Here is a 14,895-nt window from a genome sequence, read left to right as displayed (position 1 = left end):
AGTACGACTGTGACTCCAGGTACGCCGACCAGCTCTGGAAACTCTGACACCACCCCTGAAAGCCACTCCCCGCCGCACGTGGGGGGTGGCTTTCGGCACTGTGGGCCGTCTCCCACACAGCGGCCCGGCGGAACCTGAGCACACGTCGTGCCGTCGTGCGGTTCCGCGCCTATTCCTCCGGGGGGAAGACCGGTTCGCCGGTTGCGGCCAGGGTGATCGTGATGGCTTCCACCGGGCAGCCCTCCGCCGCCGTCAGGACCGGCTCGTTGGCGTCCGGGTGCGGGGTGCGGGGGTGGGACTGGCGGGCCGCGTCCAGGACGAAGCCCTCCGGGGCGTGGTTGACGCACATGCCCGAGCCGATGCAGACGCCCCGGTCCACCTCGACCTGCCAGCGGTCCCCCATCAGGCACCCGCCCCGTAGCCGGCGGGCAGGTGGATCATCTTGTGCTCCAGGTACTCGCCCAGGCCCTCCGGCCCGAACTCCCGGCCCAGGCCGCTGTTCTTGTAGCCGCCGAACGGGCCCAGCATGTCCAGGCTGAAGGTGTTCACGTTGAAGGTGCCGGTGCGGACCCGCCGGGCGAAGCCGATGCCGTGCTCCACGTCTGCCGTCCAGACGCTGCCGCTCAGGCCGAACTCCGAGTCGTTGGCGACCCGTACCGCCTCCGCCTCGTCCCCGTAGGGGATCAGGCAGACGACCGGTCCGAAGATCTCCTCGCGGGCGATCCGCATGGAGTTGTCCACGTCCCCGAACAGGGTCGGCTCCACGTACCAGCCCCGGTCCAGGCCCGCCGGGCGGCCGCCGCCGGACAGCACCTTCGCCCCCTCCTCCTGGCCGATGCGGATGTAGTCCAGGGAGCGCTGCTGCTGGCGCCGGGCGACGAGCGGGCCGAGTTGCGTCGCCGGGTCCAGCGGATCGCCGACGACCAGGGCGCCGGCCGCCGCCGCGAGGGCCTCGGCCACCTCCTCGTACCGGCTGCGCGGGGCGAGGATCCTGGTCTGCGCCACGCACGCCTGGCCGTTGTTCATCCAGGCCGCCGGGACGATCCCGGCGACCGCGCTCTCCAGATCGGCGTCCGGCAGGATCACCGCGGCGGACTTGCCGCCCAGTTCCAGGGTGACCCGGGTGAGGTTGCGCGAGGCCACCTCCATCACGCGCCGGCCCGCGGCGACCGAGCCGGTGAAGGCGACCTTGTCGATGCCGGGGTGGCCCACCAGATACTCGCTGACCTCCCGGTCGGCGGGCAGGATCGACAGCACACCCTCCGGCACCCCGGCCTCGCGCGCGATCTCGGCGAGGATGTAGGAGTCGAGGGGAGCCTCCGGGGAGGGCTTGAGGATGACGGTGCAGCCGCTGAGCAGCGCGGGGGCAAGCTTGGCCGCCGCGACGAACTGCGGCACGTTCCACGGGATGACGGCCGCGACGACCCCGACCGGCTCGCGCCGCACCAGGATCGGGCCGAGGGCGCCCTGGCGGTGCTCCTCGTAGGGGTAGGCGCGCGCGACGGTGATCGCGGCGTCGTAGACCATCATCGGCCCGAGCGCCTGGGCCAGCACGCTCCAGGAGTAGGGGGAGCCGTTCTGGGAGCTGATCGAGCGGGCGATCTCCTCGTGCCGGACGGCTATCGCGTCCTTGATCCGGGAGACGACGGCGATGCGCTCCTCGAGGGTCATCCGGGGCCAGGGCCCCTCGTCGAAGGCCCGGCGGGCGGCGGCCACGGCCCGGTCCACGTCCCCGCGGGAGGCGTGCGGGACGGAGCCGATGACCTGCTCGGTGTGGGGCGAGACGATCCGGATCGTGTCGGTGCCCAGCGGATCCGTCCATTCCCCGCCGATGAACAGTTGTCCGTGTTCCACGAGCTCGGTCATGGCTGAGGCCTCCTGCGGCTTGGGCGTTGCAGAACTGATACCAGTTCTAGTTGGAGGAGTCCACGGCCAGGACGGAACCGCCCGGGAGGCGGTCCGGAAGATCGAACGACTAGTCAGGGGAACGGGAAAGTGGTCGACTTGGGCTACTACTGAAACAAGTTCTCGTGAGCGGGTCGAGCAGCACGAGCGGGCAGGAGATCGCATGCCAACGGACGAGACACCGGGTACGCGGCAGCATCCGGAAGGGGCCACCGAGCCCGGCACAGCCCGGCAGCCGGACGCGCCGCCCCCCGCACCCCCCGTCACCGATCACGGCGGCGGAGTGTGGGGGATCAAGGTGCCCATCCCCGACAACCCCCTCGGCCACACCCTCGTCCACGTCCTCGACACCGACCGCGGGCCGGTCCTCGTCGACACCGGCTGGGACGACCCCGACTCCTGGGACGCCCTCGCCGCCGGCCTCGCCGCGCTCGGCATCCCCGTCGCCGACGTGCACGGCGTCGTCATCACCCACCACCACCCCGACCACCACGGCCTGTCCGGGCAGGTGCGCGAGGCATCCGGTGCCTGGATCGCCATGCACGCCGCCGACACCGAGGTCGTCGTACGGACCCGCTCCGCCGAGCCGGGCGTGTGGTTCGACTACATGAGCGAGAAGCTCGCGGCCGCCGGAGCCCCCGAGGAGCACATCGCCCCGCTGCGCGCCGCCCGCGCGAGCGGCCGGCTGCGCACCCTGCCCGGGCTGCGCGCGGCCGTCCCCGACCGGGAGATCGTCCCCGCCGAGCTGCTCCCCCTCGCCGGCCGCCGGCTGCGCGCGATCTGGACGCCCGGCCACACCCCCGGCCACGTCTGCCTGCACCTGGAGGAGGCCCATCCGGCGAACCTCCCCGGCAACGGCCGCCTCTTCTCCGGCGACCACCTGCTGCCCGGGATCTCCCCCCACATCGGCCTGTACGAGGCCCCGGACGAGAACGGCGTCACCCGCGCCACCGACCCCCTCGGCGACTACCTCGACTCCCTCGAACGCATCGGCCGCCTCGAACCGGCCGAGGTGCTCCCGGCCCACCAGCACGCCTTCACCGACGCCGCCGCCCGCGTACGGGAACTCCTCGCCCACCACGAGGAGCGCCTCGCGGGCCTGCGGGAGCTGCTGGCCGAGGCGCTGACCCCGTGGGACCTGGCCGAGCGGATGGAATGGAACCGGCCCTGGGAGCAGATCCCGTACGGCTCGCGCAACATCGCCGTCTCCGAAGCCGAGGCCCACCTGCGGCGGTTGGTGAAACAGGGCCGCGCCGAAGCCGTCCCGGGCAGCGACCCGGTGACGTACCGCGCGCTGTAGCGCCGGGCCCGCGCCCCGGCCGCGCACCCTACGGGCCGGTAGAGTGAAGGCGTCGTCCACACTTCCGTACGGGGGAAAGCCGGTGCGAATCCGGCACTGACCCGCAACCGTGACCCGCCCCGGCCCGCCCGGCGGCGGGGAGTCGGAACGCCCCGTGTCGGAGGTGCGCGGCTCGCGCCGCCGGAAGCCTCCGGCGGCCGGCACCGTCGAGGTATACGGGGCCGGAGCCCGGTGCCCCAGCGTGCCTGCCTCCGGCTCCCCAGCAGGAGAGGCACCCGCCCCCATGAACGTCCGCCGCAGCGCCGCCGCGCTCGCCGCCTCCGCCGTGCTCTGCGCGGGCGCCGCCCCCGCAGCCCTCGCCGACACCGCGCCGCCCGCCTCCCCCTCCGCCCCGCCGGTCGTCCCCTCCGGGCTGTACGGCAAGAACGACCCGACCTACGACGGCGTGTGGCGGCAGTCCTTCGCGCTGCTCGCCCAGCACGCCGTCGGCCTGCGGCCCGCCGCGCAGGCCGTGGACTGGCTGGAGGGCCAGCAGTGCGCGAACGGCGGGTTCGCCTCCTTCCGCGCCGAGCCGGGTGGGGCGTGCGCGGCGACGACCGTGTTCGACACCAACGCCACCGCCGCGGCCGTGCAGGCTATGAAGGCCCTCGGCGACCGGGACGCGGCCGTCACCCGGGCCGTGGACTGGCTCAAGTCCGTCCAGAACGAGGACGGCGGCTGGGCCTACGTGCCCGGTTCCCCCAGCGAGGCCAACTCCACCGCCCTGGTGATCAGCGCTCTCGCCGTGGCCGGCGAGAAGCCGGCCGAGGTCAGGTCGAAGGCGGGCAGGTCCGCCTACGAGGGTCTGCTCGCCTTCCAGCTGGGCTGCTCCGCCGAGCCGGCCGCCGACCGCGGCGCGTTCGCCTACCAGCCGGTCGACGGCAAGCTGCTCGCGAACGCCGACGCGACGGCCGCCGCGACCCTGGCCGGCCTCGGCAAGGGCACGGCCGTCGTCCCGTCCACCACCGACACCCCGGCCGCCCCGCTCGCCTGCCCGGCGACCGGCGCCGCGGACCCGGCGGCCGCCGCGCAGGGCGCCGCCGGCCACCTGGCGCGGGCGCTGGAGAAGGACGGTCACCTGACGGCCGTGACCCCGGGCGCCGAACAGCCGACACCGGACACCGGCAACACCGCCGACGCGGTCATCGCCCTGGCCGCGGCCGGCCACAAGCAGTCGGCGACCGGCGCGCTGGAGTGGCTGAAGACCCATTCCGCGGAGTGGTCGAAGGGCAGCCCGGCGGCCCTGGGCACGCTGATCCTCGCCGCGCACGCGACCGGCACCGACCCGAAGTCCTTCGGCGGCACCGACCTGGTCGCGGCGCTGAACGCGACGGGCCCGGCCCCGCAGGGCGCGGACACCTCCGCGACGACGGTGGACAGCGAGAAGGACAAGCCGTCCGGCGGCCAGAGCGTGTGGTGGGTCGTCGGCGCGGGCACTGCCGCCGGCATCGGCATCGGCATCCTGCTGAGCGGCCGCCGCAAGAAGAACCAGCTCTGATGGGCGGCCGCCGTCTCCTCGCCCTCGCCCTCGCCTTCGGCGTCGTCCTGGCCGTACTCGCGGCCGGGCCGGCCGCGGCCGCGAGCTACCGCTACTGGTCGTTCTGGGACGGCGCCGGCGGTACGTGGGCGTACGCCACCGTCGGGCCCTCGATGGCCCGCCCGGCGGACGGCTCCGTGCAGGGCTTCCGCTTCGCGGTGAGCAGGGACGCGGCGGCGGAGGCGGCGCGGCCGCGGGCGGCGGCGGACTTCACCGCGATCTGCGGAGCGACCCCGGCGGCCGAGGGCCGCAAGCGCGTGGCCCTGGTCATCGACTTCGGCCTCCCCGAGGACGCCCCGCAGGACGAGGCCGCCCCGCAGGCGCAGCCGCGAACGGCCTGCGCCCAGGTGGCCCCCGACGCCACGGCCGCCGAAGCCCTGGCCTCGGCGGCCGCACCGCTGCGCTACAACAGCGCCGCCCTGCTGTGCGGGGTGTCGGGCTACCCGAAGCAGGGCTGCGGCGAGCCCCTCCCGGACACGCCCGCGCAGCCGGAGACCGCCGAGGACGCCAAGGCCGCGGAGGACGCCGGCGCGGGCCCGTCGGCGGGCCTGCTGGCCGGCCTCGCGGCGGTGGCGGTCCTCGCCGCGGCCGCCGTCCGGCAGTCCCGCCGCCGCACCCGACGATGACGAACCCCCCACCCCCGGACCGCACCGCCGACCCGAACACCCCCACGGCCGCACCGGACGACCCGACCCGCGCCCGGCCCGCCCCCACCGGCCCCGCCACCGGACCGGCACCCGGCGACACGACCCCGACCCGGCGGAGCCGGCCCGGGGCGCAGCGTCCCGAGCCCCGGTCGTCGTACGAGAAATGGCGGGCCCCGCTCGCCCGCCGCGCCACCGCCCTGCACGCCGGGGCCTGGTGGCTGTGGGCCCTCGGGCTGGCCACCGCCGCCTCGCGGACGACCAACCCGCTGCTCCTCGGGCTGATCACCGCCGTGGCCGGCTACGTCGTCGCCGCCCGCCGCACCAGCGCCCCCTGGGCCCGCTCCTACGTCGCCTTCCTGCGGCTCGGCCTCTTCGTCATCGGCCTGCGCCTGCTCTTCTCCATGCTCCTCGGCTCCCCCATCCCCGGCTCTCACCTCCTCTTCACCCTCCCCGAGGTGCCCCTCCCCGCCTGGGCGCAGGGCATCCGCTTCGGCGGCCGGGTGACCGCCGAGCAGTTGGTCTTCGCCTTCTACGACGGCGCGAAGCTGGCCACGCTCCTCGTCTGCGTCGGCGCCGCGAACGCCCTCGCGAACCCGGCCCGGCTCCTGAAATCGCTCCCGGCCGCCCTGTACGAGGCGGGGGTCGCCGTCGTCGTCGCGATGACCTTCGCACCGAACCTGGTCGCCGATGTGGTCCGCCTGCGGACCGCCCGGCGGCTGCGCGGCCGCCCCACCGGCGGGATCAAGGCCGTCCTCCAGATCGGCCTGCCCGTCCTGGAGGGCGCCCTCGAACGCTCCGTCGCGACCGCCGCGTCCATGGACGCGCGCGGCTACGGCCGCACCGCGCAGGTCCCGCCCGCCGTCCGGCACACCACCAACGTCCTCACTCTCGGCGGCCTGCTCGGCATGTGCGCGGGCACGTACGGGCTGCTCGCCGCCGAGGGCGCGGTGTACGGCCTGCCCGTCCTCCTGATCGGCCTGGCGCTGGCGCTGGCCGGGCTGCGCCTGGGCGGCCGCCGGTCGGTGCGGACCCGCTACCGGCCCGACCGCTGGGGCGCGCGCGCCTGGCTGGTCTCCGGATCGGGCGCGGCCGTCGCCGCGCTCCTGATCCACGCGGGCAGCGTCGACCCCGCCGCCCTGCACCCGGGCGTGGTCCCGCTGGCCGCGCCCGCGTTCCCGCTGTGGCCGGCGGCCGCGGTCCTGATCGGCCTGCTGCCCGCCTTCGTGGCACCCGTACCGCCCGAGGAGGCGTCCCCGTGATCCGGTTCGAGCAGGTCTCGGTGACGTACGAGGGCGCGGCCCGGCCCTCGCTCCAGGGCGTCGACCTGGTGATCCCGGAGGGCGAACTGACCCTCCTCGTCGGCCCGTCGGGTGTCGGCAAGTCGACTTTGCTGGGCGCCGTCTGCGGTCTGGTCCCCCATTTCACCGGGGGCAGGCTGCGGGGGCGGGTCACGGTCGCGGGCCGTGACACGCGCACGCACAAGCCGCGGGAACTCGCGGACGTGGTCGGCACGGTCGGCCAGGATCCGCTCGCGCACTTCGTGACGGACGTGGTCGAGGACGAACTCGCGTACGGGATGGAGTCGCTGGGCCTGGCCCCCGCGGTGATGCGGCGGCGGGTCGAGGAGACCCTGGACCTCCTTGGCCTGAACGAGCTGCGCGACCGCCCCATCGCCAGTCTGTCCGGGGGCCAGCAGCAGCGGGTGGCGATCGGTTCGGTCCTGACCCCGCACCCGAAGGTCCTGGTGCTGGACGAACCCACCTCCGCCCTCGACCCGGCGGCGGCGGAGGAGGTCTTGGCGGTGCTCCAGCGGCTGGTGCACGACCTCGGCACGACCGTCCTGATGGCGGAGCACCGGCTGGAACGGGTGGTCCAGTACGCGGACCGGGTGCTGCTCCTGCCGTCCCCGGGCGCGGCGCCGGTACTGGGCACGCCGTCGGAGATCATGGCCGTCTCCCCGGTCCACCCGCCGGTGGTGGCCCTGGGCCGCCTGGCGGGCTGGTCCCCCCTCCCCCTCTCCATCCGCGACGCCCGCCGCGAGGCGGCCCCCCTCCGCACCCACCTGTCGGCTCCCACCGGGGCCCCGCGCCCTGCCTCGGCTGCGACCGGCGCGTCTCCCGCCACGGCTTCCGCCGGAGTCCCGCGCCCTGCCTCGGCTGCGGCCGGCGACTCCCAGGGCTCCGCCCCGGACCGCGCGCCTCAAACGCCGGCGGGGCCGGAATCCCCCTCCGGGCGCTCAGCCGACGTCCGGCCGGGGCCCCACCCAGCCTCGCCGGCGTTTGAGGCGCGGGTCCGGGCGGAGCCCGGTTTCGGGAAGGGGCGGGGTGGGGAAAGCCGCCCGCAGGGCCCCCACCCCACCCCACCGGCGCCCGAGGCGCAAGGCTCCAGGGACCGGACCCGGACCGGCCACGGCGCCGCCCGACTGCTCGCGCGGCTCCTCCGCCGCGCCACGCCCAGCCCGGACCCGACCACGCCCCCGGCCACACCCCCCGGCACACCGGTAGCCACGGCCCGCGGCCTCGGCGTCCGCCGCACCCGCACCGACGTGCTCCGCGACATCGACCTCACGGTGGCTCCGGGCGAAACCATCGCCCTCATGGGCCGCAACGGCGCCGGCAAGTCCACCCTCCTGGCCGCCCTCACCGGCACCCTCGCCCCCTCCACCGGCACCGTCACGGTCGCCGGCGCCACCCCCCACACCACATCCCCCGCCCGGATGGTCCGCCGCGTCGGCCTCGTCCCGCAGGAGCCCCGCGACCTGCTGTACGCGGACACCGTGGCGGCCGAGTGCGCGGCCGCGGACTCCGACGCCGCCGCGCCCCCCGGCACCTGCCGGGACCTGGTCTCCGCCCTGCTCCCGGACGTACCCGACGACACCCACCCCCGGGACCTGTCCGAGGGCCAGCGCCTGGCCCTGGCCCTGGCGCTGGTCCTCACCGGCCGCCCGGCCCTGCTGCTCCTCGACGAGCCCACCCGCGGTCTGGACTACGCGGCCAAGGCCCGCCTGATCGACATCCTGCGGACGCTCTCCGCGCAGGGGCACGCCGTCGTGCTGGCCACGCACGACGTGGAGCTGGCCGCCGAGCTGGCCCACCGGGTGGTGATCCTGGCCGGCGGGGAGATCGTCGCGGACGGCCCGACCGCCGAGGTCGTCGTCTCCTCCCCCGCCTTCGCCCCCCAGGTCGCGAAGATCCTGGCCCCCGGCCACTGGCTCACGGTGAGCCAGGTCGCAGCCGCCCTCGCGACCGCACCGACCCGCACCACCCCCCGTACTCCGCCCCCCGGCGCCTCCCCCGACGAGGCCCCGGGTGCCGCCCCCGGGCAGGCCCCCGCATGAGCCGCGCCGCGACCGGCGCGTCCCGCCCGGCCCCGTCCCGCCCGGCCCGCCCCGTCCGCATCGGCCCCCGCGCCGCCGCGGCCCTGGTCCTGGTCACCCTCATCGGTGTCGCCGCCTTCGGCTGGCCGCTCCTCGCCGACCGGCAGTCCGGCCTCGCCCACTCCCAGGACGCCCCCTGGCTGTTCGCCGCGCTGCTGCCGCTGCTCGTCGCCGTCGTCGTCGCGACCATCGCCGACGACGGCATGGACGCCAAGGCGGTGGCGATGCTCGGCGTGCTGGCCGCCGTCGGGGCGGCGCTGCGGCCGCTCGGCGCGGGCACGGCCGGCCTGGAACCCATGTTCTTCCTGATGGTGCTCAGCGGCCGCGTCCTGGGCCCCGGCTTCGGCTTCGTGCTCGGCTCGGTGACGATGTTCGCGTCCGCCCTGCTGACCGGCGGAGTCGGACCGTGGATGCCGTTCCAGATGCTGGCCATGGGCTGGTTCGCGCTGGGCGCCGGCCTGCTTCCCGGCCCGGGTCGCATCCGGGGCCGGGCGGAGCTGCTGATGCTGGCGGCGTACGGCTTCGGGGGCTCCTTCGCGTACGGCACGATCATGAACCTCCAGGGCTGGGTGCTCCTGCAGGGCATGGGCCAGGGCATCTCCTTCCACCCCGGTGACCCGCTCGGCGCGAACCTGACGCGCTTCGCCGCCTACTGCCTGGCGACCTCGGTGGGCTGGGACCTGGGCCGGGCGGCGCTGACGGTCGTACTGACCCTCGCGCTCGGCGGGACGCTGCTGCGGGCGCTGCGCCGGGCGACGCGCAAAGCAGCGTTCGACGCCCCTGTCGCCTTCGATTCGGGGGCGGAAGGTGGCCCGCACCACACCGACAAAAGGCATTAACCGGACACATAGGGTGAGATCGGGGCGGCCTGGCGGTGACCCGCCCCACAGGACCCACGTCACATACGAGCCGCGGTAGTAGCCGCGGCAGGTCCCTCACCGGCCCCCGTGCACGCCCCGCCGCCTGCCCGGCATCGACTTCCCCGCCGAGGGGCCATCGGCCCCCTCCTGCGAGGCCGGGTAGTAACAAAGCTCGTTGCCAGCGGGGTGGGCGGTCGGTAGAACTGGATGAGTCGCACGGCGGCCGGGGTGCTCCACTCCCCGCCGACGAACCCCTCTCCTTCGCGTGAGTGGCTCACGCATGCCTCGGCATGCCGCGACCGCCCCCGTCCCCTTCGGAAGGTCTCCTCCGTGTCCCACGCCGTCATCCGCCGCATCGCCGCTTCGAAGAAGGCCCTCGCGGGCAGCGCCCTCGCCCTGGGCGTCGCCGGCTCCATGCTGGCCGCCGTCCCCGCGCAGGCCGCTCCCACCAGCGCCAAGGCGATCGCCCGGCAGATGATCAAGGACCCGGCCCAGTTCGCCGCCTTCGACAAGATCATCTCGCGCGAGAGCGGCTGGAACCACACCGCCACGAACTCCTCCTCCGGCGCCTACGGCCTGGTCCAGGCCCTGCCGGCCTCGAAGATGGCCTCGGCGGGCTCGGACTGGAAGACCAACCCGGCCACCCAGATCAAGTGGGGCCTGACCTACATGAACGAGCGCTACGGCAGCCCCGTCGGCGCCTGGAAGTTCTGGTCCGCCAACCACTGGTACTAAACCGCCGGCCGGCAGCCCCGCACCCGCGCCGCCCCGCCCCGCCGATCAAGCACGCGGCGCACACGAAGGCCCCGGCGGCCGACCTCCCCAGGTCCGGCCACCGGGGCCCTTTCGCATCCCATCCCACGGGGTCTGCGGGCAGCGCCTCTCGGGCCACAGGCGCTGGCCTCGGCGGCCACAAGCGCTGGCCTCTGCGGCCACAGGCACTGGTCCAGGTGGCTACAGGCACGGGTCTCGGCGGCTACAGGCGCTGGATGATCGTTCCGGTCGCCAGCGCGCCGCCCGCGCACATGGTGATGAGCGCGAACTCCTTGTCGCGGCGCTCCAGCTCGTGCAGCGCGGTGGTGATCAGCCGGGCGCCGGTGGCGCCGACGGGGTGGCCCAGCGCGATGCCCCCACCGTTGACGTTGACCTTCTCCAGATCCTGGTCGAAGACCTGCGCCCAGCTGAGGACGACGGAGGCGAACGCCTCGTTGATCTCGACGAGGTCGATGTCCTTGAGCGACATGCCGGCCTTGCCCAGCACGGCGCGCGTCGCGTCGATCGGCCCGTCCAGGTGGAAGTGCGGGTCGGCCCCCACCAGGGTCTGGGCGACGAGCCGCGCGCGGGGCCGCAGCTTGAGGGCGCGGGCCATCTTGCGCGAGGCCCACATCACGGCGGCGGCCCCGTCGGATATCTGCGAGGAATTCCCCGCCGTGTGCACGGCAGTCGGCATGACGGGCTTGAGCCGGGCCAGCGCCTCCATGGAGGTGTCGCGCAGCCCCTCGTCCCGGTCGACCAGCCGCCACATGCCCTGTCCGGCGGCCTGCTCCTCCTCGGTCGTCGGCACCTGCACGGCGAAGGTCTCGCGCTTGAAGCGCTCCTCGGCCCAGGCGGCCGCGGCCCGCTCCTGCGAGAGCAGTCCCAGCGCGTCGACGTCCTCGCGGGTCAGGCCCCGGTGGCGGGCGATCCGCTCCGCCGCCTCGAACTGGTTGGGCAGGTCCACGTTCCACTCGTCCGGGAACGGCTTGCCGGGCCCGTGCTTCGATCCCGACCCCAGCGGTACGCGGCTCATGGCCTCGACGCCGCAGGCGATGCCGATGTCCATGACACCGCCGGAGATCATGTTGGCGACCATGTGGTTGGCCTGCTGGGAGCTGCCGCACTGGCAGTCCACCGTGGTCGCGGCGGTCTCGTACGGCAATCCCATGGCGAGCCAGGCGTTGCGGGCGGGGTTCATCGACTGCTCGCCGGCGTGGGTGACGGTGCCGCCGACGATCTGCTCGACGCAGTCGGGCTGGATTCCGGTACGCGCGAGGAGCTCCCGGTAGGTCTCGCCGAGCAGGTAGGCGGGGTGGAGGTTGGCGAGCGCGCCCCCGCGCTTGCCGATGGGGGTGCGTACGGCTTCGACGATGACGGGTTCCGCGGCCATGAGCTCGTCCTCTCCTGCACTGCGACAGCGCGGCGGGCCGTCCCGGCGCCCCGCCTTGAACTAGTACGCGTTCTAGTTCTCCCCGCAGTCTTATGACCTCAAGCCCCGGCACGCAAGGGTCTTGCACGCGCCCTGCACGTATTCCCCACGCACCAGTTGGCGCGCGGACCCTTGTCACTTGTAGAACTCGTTACTACCTTCAAGCCAAACTTCTGATGGGCCGTCAGACTTTGGAGTCGCCCGATGTCCTGCCCCGCGCTGCCCGAAGGCTTCGACGCAACCGACCCCGACCTGCTCCAGAGCCGGGTCCCGCTCCCGGAGTTCGCGCAGTTGCGGCAGACCGCCCCCGTCTGGTGGTGCCCCCAGCGCCGCGGCATCACCGGCTTCGACGACGAGGGCTACTGGGCCGTGACCCGGCACGCGGACGTCAAGTACGTCTCGACGCACCCCGAACTCTTCTCCTCCACCACCAACACGGCGATCATCCGCTTCAACGAGCACATCCAGCGCGACCAGATAGATGCCCAGCGCCTGATCATGCTGAACATGGATCCGCCGGAGCACACGCGCGTGCGCCAGATCGTGCAGCGCGGATTCACCCCGCGGGCCATCCGCGGGCTGGAGGCCGCCCTGCGCGACCGGGCCCACAAGATCGTCGAGGAGGCGGCGGCCGGGGCGGAGGACGGCAGCTTCGACTTCGTCACGCGTGTGGCCTGCGAGCTGCCGCTGCAAGCCATCGCGGAGCTGATCGGCGTCCCGCAGAAGGACCGCACCAAGATCTTCGACTGGTCCAACAAGATGATCGCCTACGACGACCCGGAGTACGCGATCACCGAGGAGGTCGGCGCCGAGGCGGCGATGGAACTCATCGGCTACGCCATGAACCTGTCCGCCGAGCGCAAGGAGTGCCCGGCCCAGGACATCGTGACCCAGCTGGTCGCGGCGGAGGGCCAGGGCAACCTCGGCTCCGACGAGTTCGGCATGTTCGTCCTGCTCCTGGCGGTCGCGGGCAACGAGACCACGCGCAACGCCATCAGCCACGGCATGCACGCCTTCCTCACCCACCCCGAGCAGTGGGAGCTCTACAAGGCGACCCGGCCCGCGACGGCGGCGGAGGAGATCGTGCGCTGGGCCACGCCGGTGGTCTCCTTCCAGCGCACGGCCACCCAGGACACCGAAGTGGGCGGCCAGAAGATCAAGGCGGGCGACCGGGTGGGCCTGTTCTACTCCTCCGCCAACCACGACCCGGAGGTCTTCACCGACCCCGACGTCTTCGACATCACCCGCGACCCCAACCCCCACCTGGGCTTCGGCGGCGGCGGCCCGCACTTCTGCCTCGGCAAGTCCCTGGCCGTCATAGAGATCGACCTGATCTTCAACGCCCTGGCCGACACCCTGCCCGACCTCCGCCTGACCGGCGAACCCCCGCGCCGCCTGCGCGCGGCCTGGCTCAACGGCATCAAGGAACTCCGCGTCAGCCCCTCCTGACACACCCATCCCGAACCGGCAGGGCCCCACCTCCCACGCCCGGGCCCTGCCACCCCGGCCGGCCCGAGCCGATCCCGGCCGAGCACGACCGACCCGGGTCGATCCCGACCGACCTCGGGCCGCCGGGCCGAAACGTGCCAGACTGAAACCATGACCACGCTCAGCCAGTCCTTCCGGGGGCGGCTGGTGCAGCCCGGGGACCCGACCTACGACGAGGACCGCCGGGTCTGGAACGGCTCCGTCGACCGCTCCCCCGCCCTCATCGCCCACTGCACGGGCGTCGCGGACGTCATCGAGGCCGTGCACTTCGCGGCGGGCCCCGCCGCCGGCCTGCCCGTCGCGGTCCGCGGCGGCGGACACAGCTTCCCCGGCCAGTCCGTGTGCGACGGCGGGATCGTCGTCGACCTCTCGCCCATGCGCGGCATCCGGGTGGACCCCGACGCCCGGACCGTCCGGGCCCAGGCCGGGGTCCTGCTGGGTGAACTCGACCACGAGACACAGAAGTTCGGGCTGGCCGTACCGGCCGGGATCGTCACCCACACCGGCCTCGCCGGGCTCACCCTCGGCGGCGGGATCGGCTGGCTGATGCGCAAGTACGGACTCACCGTCGACCAACTGCTCTCGGTGGACCTGGTCACCGCGGACGGCTCCTTCCTCAAGGCGAGCGCCGACGAGAACCCGGACCTCTTCTGGGGCGTCCGCGGCGGCGGCGGGAACTTCGGGATCGTCACGGAGTTCACCTTCCGGCTCAACCCGCTCGGCCCGGTCGTACTCGCCGGCCCCGTCATCTGGCCGATGGAGGAGTCCCCGCGGCTGCTGCGCTTCTACCGCGAGTGGATCACCGCCGTGCCGGACGAGCTGACCACGGCCGTCATCCACCGCAAGGCGCCTGCGACCCCGTACCTGCCGGCCCGCCTGCACGGCAAGCCGGTCGTGATGGTCGTCTGCTGCTACGCGGGCCCGGTCGAGGAGGGCCAGGAGGTACTGCGGCCACTGCGCGAGGACGCGGGCACGGCGCCCCTCCTGGACCTGTGCACGCCCAAGCCGTTCACCGAGCACCAGGCGATGTTCGACCCGTCCTTCCCGCACGGCCGCTGGTACTACTTCAAGTCGTGCGACGTCGCCCGGCTCACCGACGAGGTCATCGACCGCACGGCCGAGCACGCGGCCCGTATCGCCTCCCCGCTCACCGCCTTCCCGATCTTCCAGCTCGGCGGGGCCGTCGCCCGCGTCGGGGAGGAGGAGACCGCCTTCGGCGGACGCGGCGCCGGACACACCTTCAACATCAACGGCACCACGGAGGGCGCCGAGGGCTTCGAGCGGGAGCGGGCGTGGGCGCGCGGCCTGTGGTCGGCGCTCGCACCGCACCACACCGGGGTCTACCCCAACTTCCTGATGGAGGAGGGCGCGGAGCGGGTCGAGCAGGCGTACGGCCCGGAGAAGTACCGGCGCCTGCGCGAACTCAAGCGCCGCTACGACCCCGGCAACCTCTTCCGCCTCAACCAGAACATCCCACCCGCCGCCCCGGCGACCACCCCGGCCACCCCGACCTCCCCGCCCGCCCGGCGGACGGCCGGCGCGGGCTGATCACGGCTGA

At 74.1% G+C, this 14,895-nt stretch carries 12 protein-coding genes; 9 read left to right on the top strand and 3 right to left on the bottom strand.

Translation table 11 applies throughout. The annotated features are described in order from the left end of the window. Positions 1 to 169: 169 nt before the first annotated feature. Positions 170 to 403 (bottom strand): ferredoxin, encoded by a 234-nt coding sequence (locus tag AC07FY_RS01875; RefSeq protein WP_478999131.1) that lies wholly within the window; start codon positions 401 to 403, stop codon positions 170 to 172. After that, positions 403 to 1,866 (bottom strand): aldehyde dehydrogenase, encoded by a 1,464-nt coding sequence (locus tag AC07FY_RS01870; RefSeq protein WP_478999130.1) that lies wholly within the window; start codon positions 1,864 to 1,866, stop codon positions 403 to 405. Before AC07FY_RS01870 ends, AC07FY_RS01875 begins: the two co-directional genes overlap by 1 nt. Before the next feature lie 202 nt (positions 1,867 to 2,068). Here AC07FY_RS01870 and AC07FY_RS01865 point away from each other — a divergent pair, with 202 nt between their 5' ends. The 7 genes from AC07FY_RS01865 to AC07FY_RS01835 all read left to right on the top strand — a co-directional run bounded on the left by AC07FY_RS01865 (position 2,069) and on the right by AC07FY_RS01835 (position 10,399). Next, positions 2,069 to 3,205, top strand: coding sequence for an MBL fold metallo-hydrolase (locus tag AC07FY_RS01865; protein WP_478999128.1), 1,137 nt, complete (start codon positions 2,069 to 2,071; stop codon positions 3,203 to 3,205). A 283-nt stretch (positions 3,206 to 3,488) separates the two neighbouring features. Further along, positions 3,489 to 4,742 carry a prenyltransferase/squalene oxidase repeat-containing protein gene (locus tag AC07FY_RS01860; RefSeq protein WP_478999126.1) on the top strand — a complete coding sequence of 418 codons (1,254 nt, stop codon included), beginning with the start codon at positions 3,489 to 3,491 and terminating at the stop codon, positions 4,740 to 4,742. Continuing rightward, the gene (locus AC07FY_RS01855) at positions 4,742 to 5,407 is read left to right on the top strand and encodes an SCO2322 family protein (protein ID WP_478999124.1); all 666 of its coding nucleotides are present in this window, start codon (positions 4,742 to 4,744) and stop codon (positions 5,405 to 5,407) included. The genes AC07FY_RS01860 and AC07FY_RS01855 overlap by 1 nt, the downstream gene beginning before the upstream one ends. Next, positions 5,404 to 6,687 (top strand): energy-coupling factor transporter transmembrane component T, encoded by a 1,284-nt coding sequence (locus AC07FY_RS01850; RefSeq protein WP_478999122.1) that lies wholly within the window; start codon positions 5,404 to 5,406, stop codon positions 6,685 to 6,687. Before AC07FY_RS01855 ends, AC07FY_RS01850 begins: the two co-directional genes overlap by 4 nt. Beyond that, positions 6,684 to 8,765, top strand: a complete 2,082-nt coding sequence (locus tag AC07FY_RS01845; RefSeq protein WP_478999120.1) for an ABC transporter ATP-binding protein — start codon at positions 6,684 to 6,686, stop codon at positions 8,763 to 8,765. The genes AC07FY_RS01850 and AC07FY_RS01845 overlap by 4 nt, the downstream gene beginning before the upstream one ends. Continuing rightward, a complete protein-coding gene (locus AC07FY_RS01840; protein WP_478999118.1) occupies positions 8,762 to 9,643 on the top strand; it encodes an ECF transporter S component in 882 nt (293 codons plus the stop codon). The genes AC07FY_RS01845 and AC07FY_RS01840 overlap by 4 nt, the downstream gene beginning before the upstream one ends. A gap of 351 nt (positions 9,644 to 9,994) precedes the next feature. Beyond that, the gene (locus AC07FY_RS01835; RefSeq protein WP_478999116.1) at positions 9,995 to 10,399 is read left to right on the top strand and encodes an aggregation-promoting factor C-terminal-like domain-containing protein; all 405 of its coding nucleotides are present in this window, start codon (positions 9,995 to 9,997) and stop codon (positions 10,397 to 10,399) included. Positions 10,400 to 10,640: 241 nt separating this feature from the next. On the opposite strand, the gene AC07FY_RS01830 is transcribed toward AC07FY_RS01835, so the two are convergent. Further along, positions 10,641 to 11,810 (bottom strand): steroid 3-ketoacyl-CoA thiolase, encoded by a 1,170-nt coding sequence (locus AC07FY_RS01830; protein WP_478999115.1) that lies wholly within the window; start codon positions 11,808 to 11,810, stop codon positions 10,641 to 10,643. A gap of 243 nt (positions 11,811 to 12,053) precedes the next feature. On the opposite strand from AC07FY_RS01830, the gene AC07FY_RS01825 reads away from it, so the two are divergent. Together AC07FY_RS01825 and AC07FY_RS01820 are read left to right on the top strand one after the other, a co-directional pair. Next, on the top strand, positions 12,054 to 13,298 hold the full coding sequence (locus tag AC07FY_RS01825) for a cytochrome P450 (protein WP_478999113.1): 1,245 nt from the start codon (positions 12,054 to 12,056) through the stop codon (positions 13,296 to 13,298). A gap of 150 nt (positions 13,299 to 13,448) precedes the next feature. After that, complete coding sequence (locus tag AC07FY_RS01820; RefSeq protein ID WP_478999111.1) at positions 13,449 to 14,885, top strand: FAD-binding oxidoreductase; 1,437 nt, start codon at positions 13,449 to 13,451, stop codon at positions 14,883 to 14,885. The last annotated feature ends 10 nt before the right edge of the window (positions 14,886 to 14,895 follow it).

This window comes from Streptomyces sp. NPDC045967 (genome assembly GCF_056430495.1).
This window is presented reverse-complemented; position numbering and strand designations above follow the sequence as displayed.

Bases quoted from the DNA above. Each gene is read 5' to 3' on its own strand.
- AC07FY_RS01875 (WP_478999131.1), bottom strand. From the start codon at position 403: ATGGGGGACCGCTGGCAGGTCGAGGTGGACCGGGGCGTCTGCATCGGC.
- AC07FY_RS01870 (WP_478999130.1), bottom strand. From the start codon at position 1,866: ATGACCGAGCTCGTGGAACACGGACAACTGTTCATCGGCGGGGAATGG.
- AC07FY_RS01865 (WP_478999128.1), top strand. From the start codon at position 2,069: ATGCCAACGGACGAGACACCGGGTACGCGGCAGCATCCGGAAGGGGCC.
- AC07FY_RS01860 (WP_478999126.1), top strand. From the start codon at position 3,489: ATGAACGTCCGCCGCAGCGCCGCCGCGCTCGCCGCCTCCGCCGTGCTC.
- AC07FY_RS01855 (WP_478999124.1), top strand. From the start codon at position 4,742: ATGGGCGGCCGCCGTCTCCTCGCCCTCGCCCTCGCCTTCGGCGTCGTC.
- AC07FY_RS01850 (WP_478999122.1), top strand. From the start codon at position 5,404: ATGACGAACCCCCCACCCCCGGACCGCACCGCCGACCCGAACACCCCC.
- AC07FY_RS01840 (WP_478999118.1), top strand. From the start codon at position 8,762: ATGAGCCGCGCCGCGACCGGCGCGTCCCGCCCGGCCCCGTCCCGCCCG.
- AC07FY_RS01830 (WP_478999115.1), bottom strand. From the start codon at position 11,810: ATGGCCGCGGAACCCGTCATCGTCGAAGCCGTACGCACCCCCATCGGC.
- AC07FY_RS01825 (WP_478999113.1), top strand. From the start codon at position 12,054: ATGTCCTGCCCCGCGCTGCCCGAAGGCTTCGACGCAACCGACCCCGAC.
- AC07FY_RS01820 (WP_478999111.1), top strand. From the start codon at position 13,449: ATGACCACGCTCAGCCAGTCCTTCCGGGGGCGGCTGGTGCAGCCCGGG.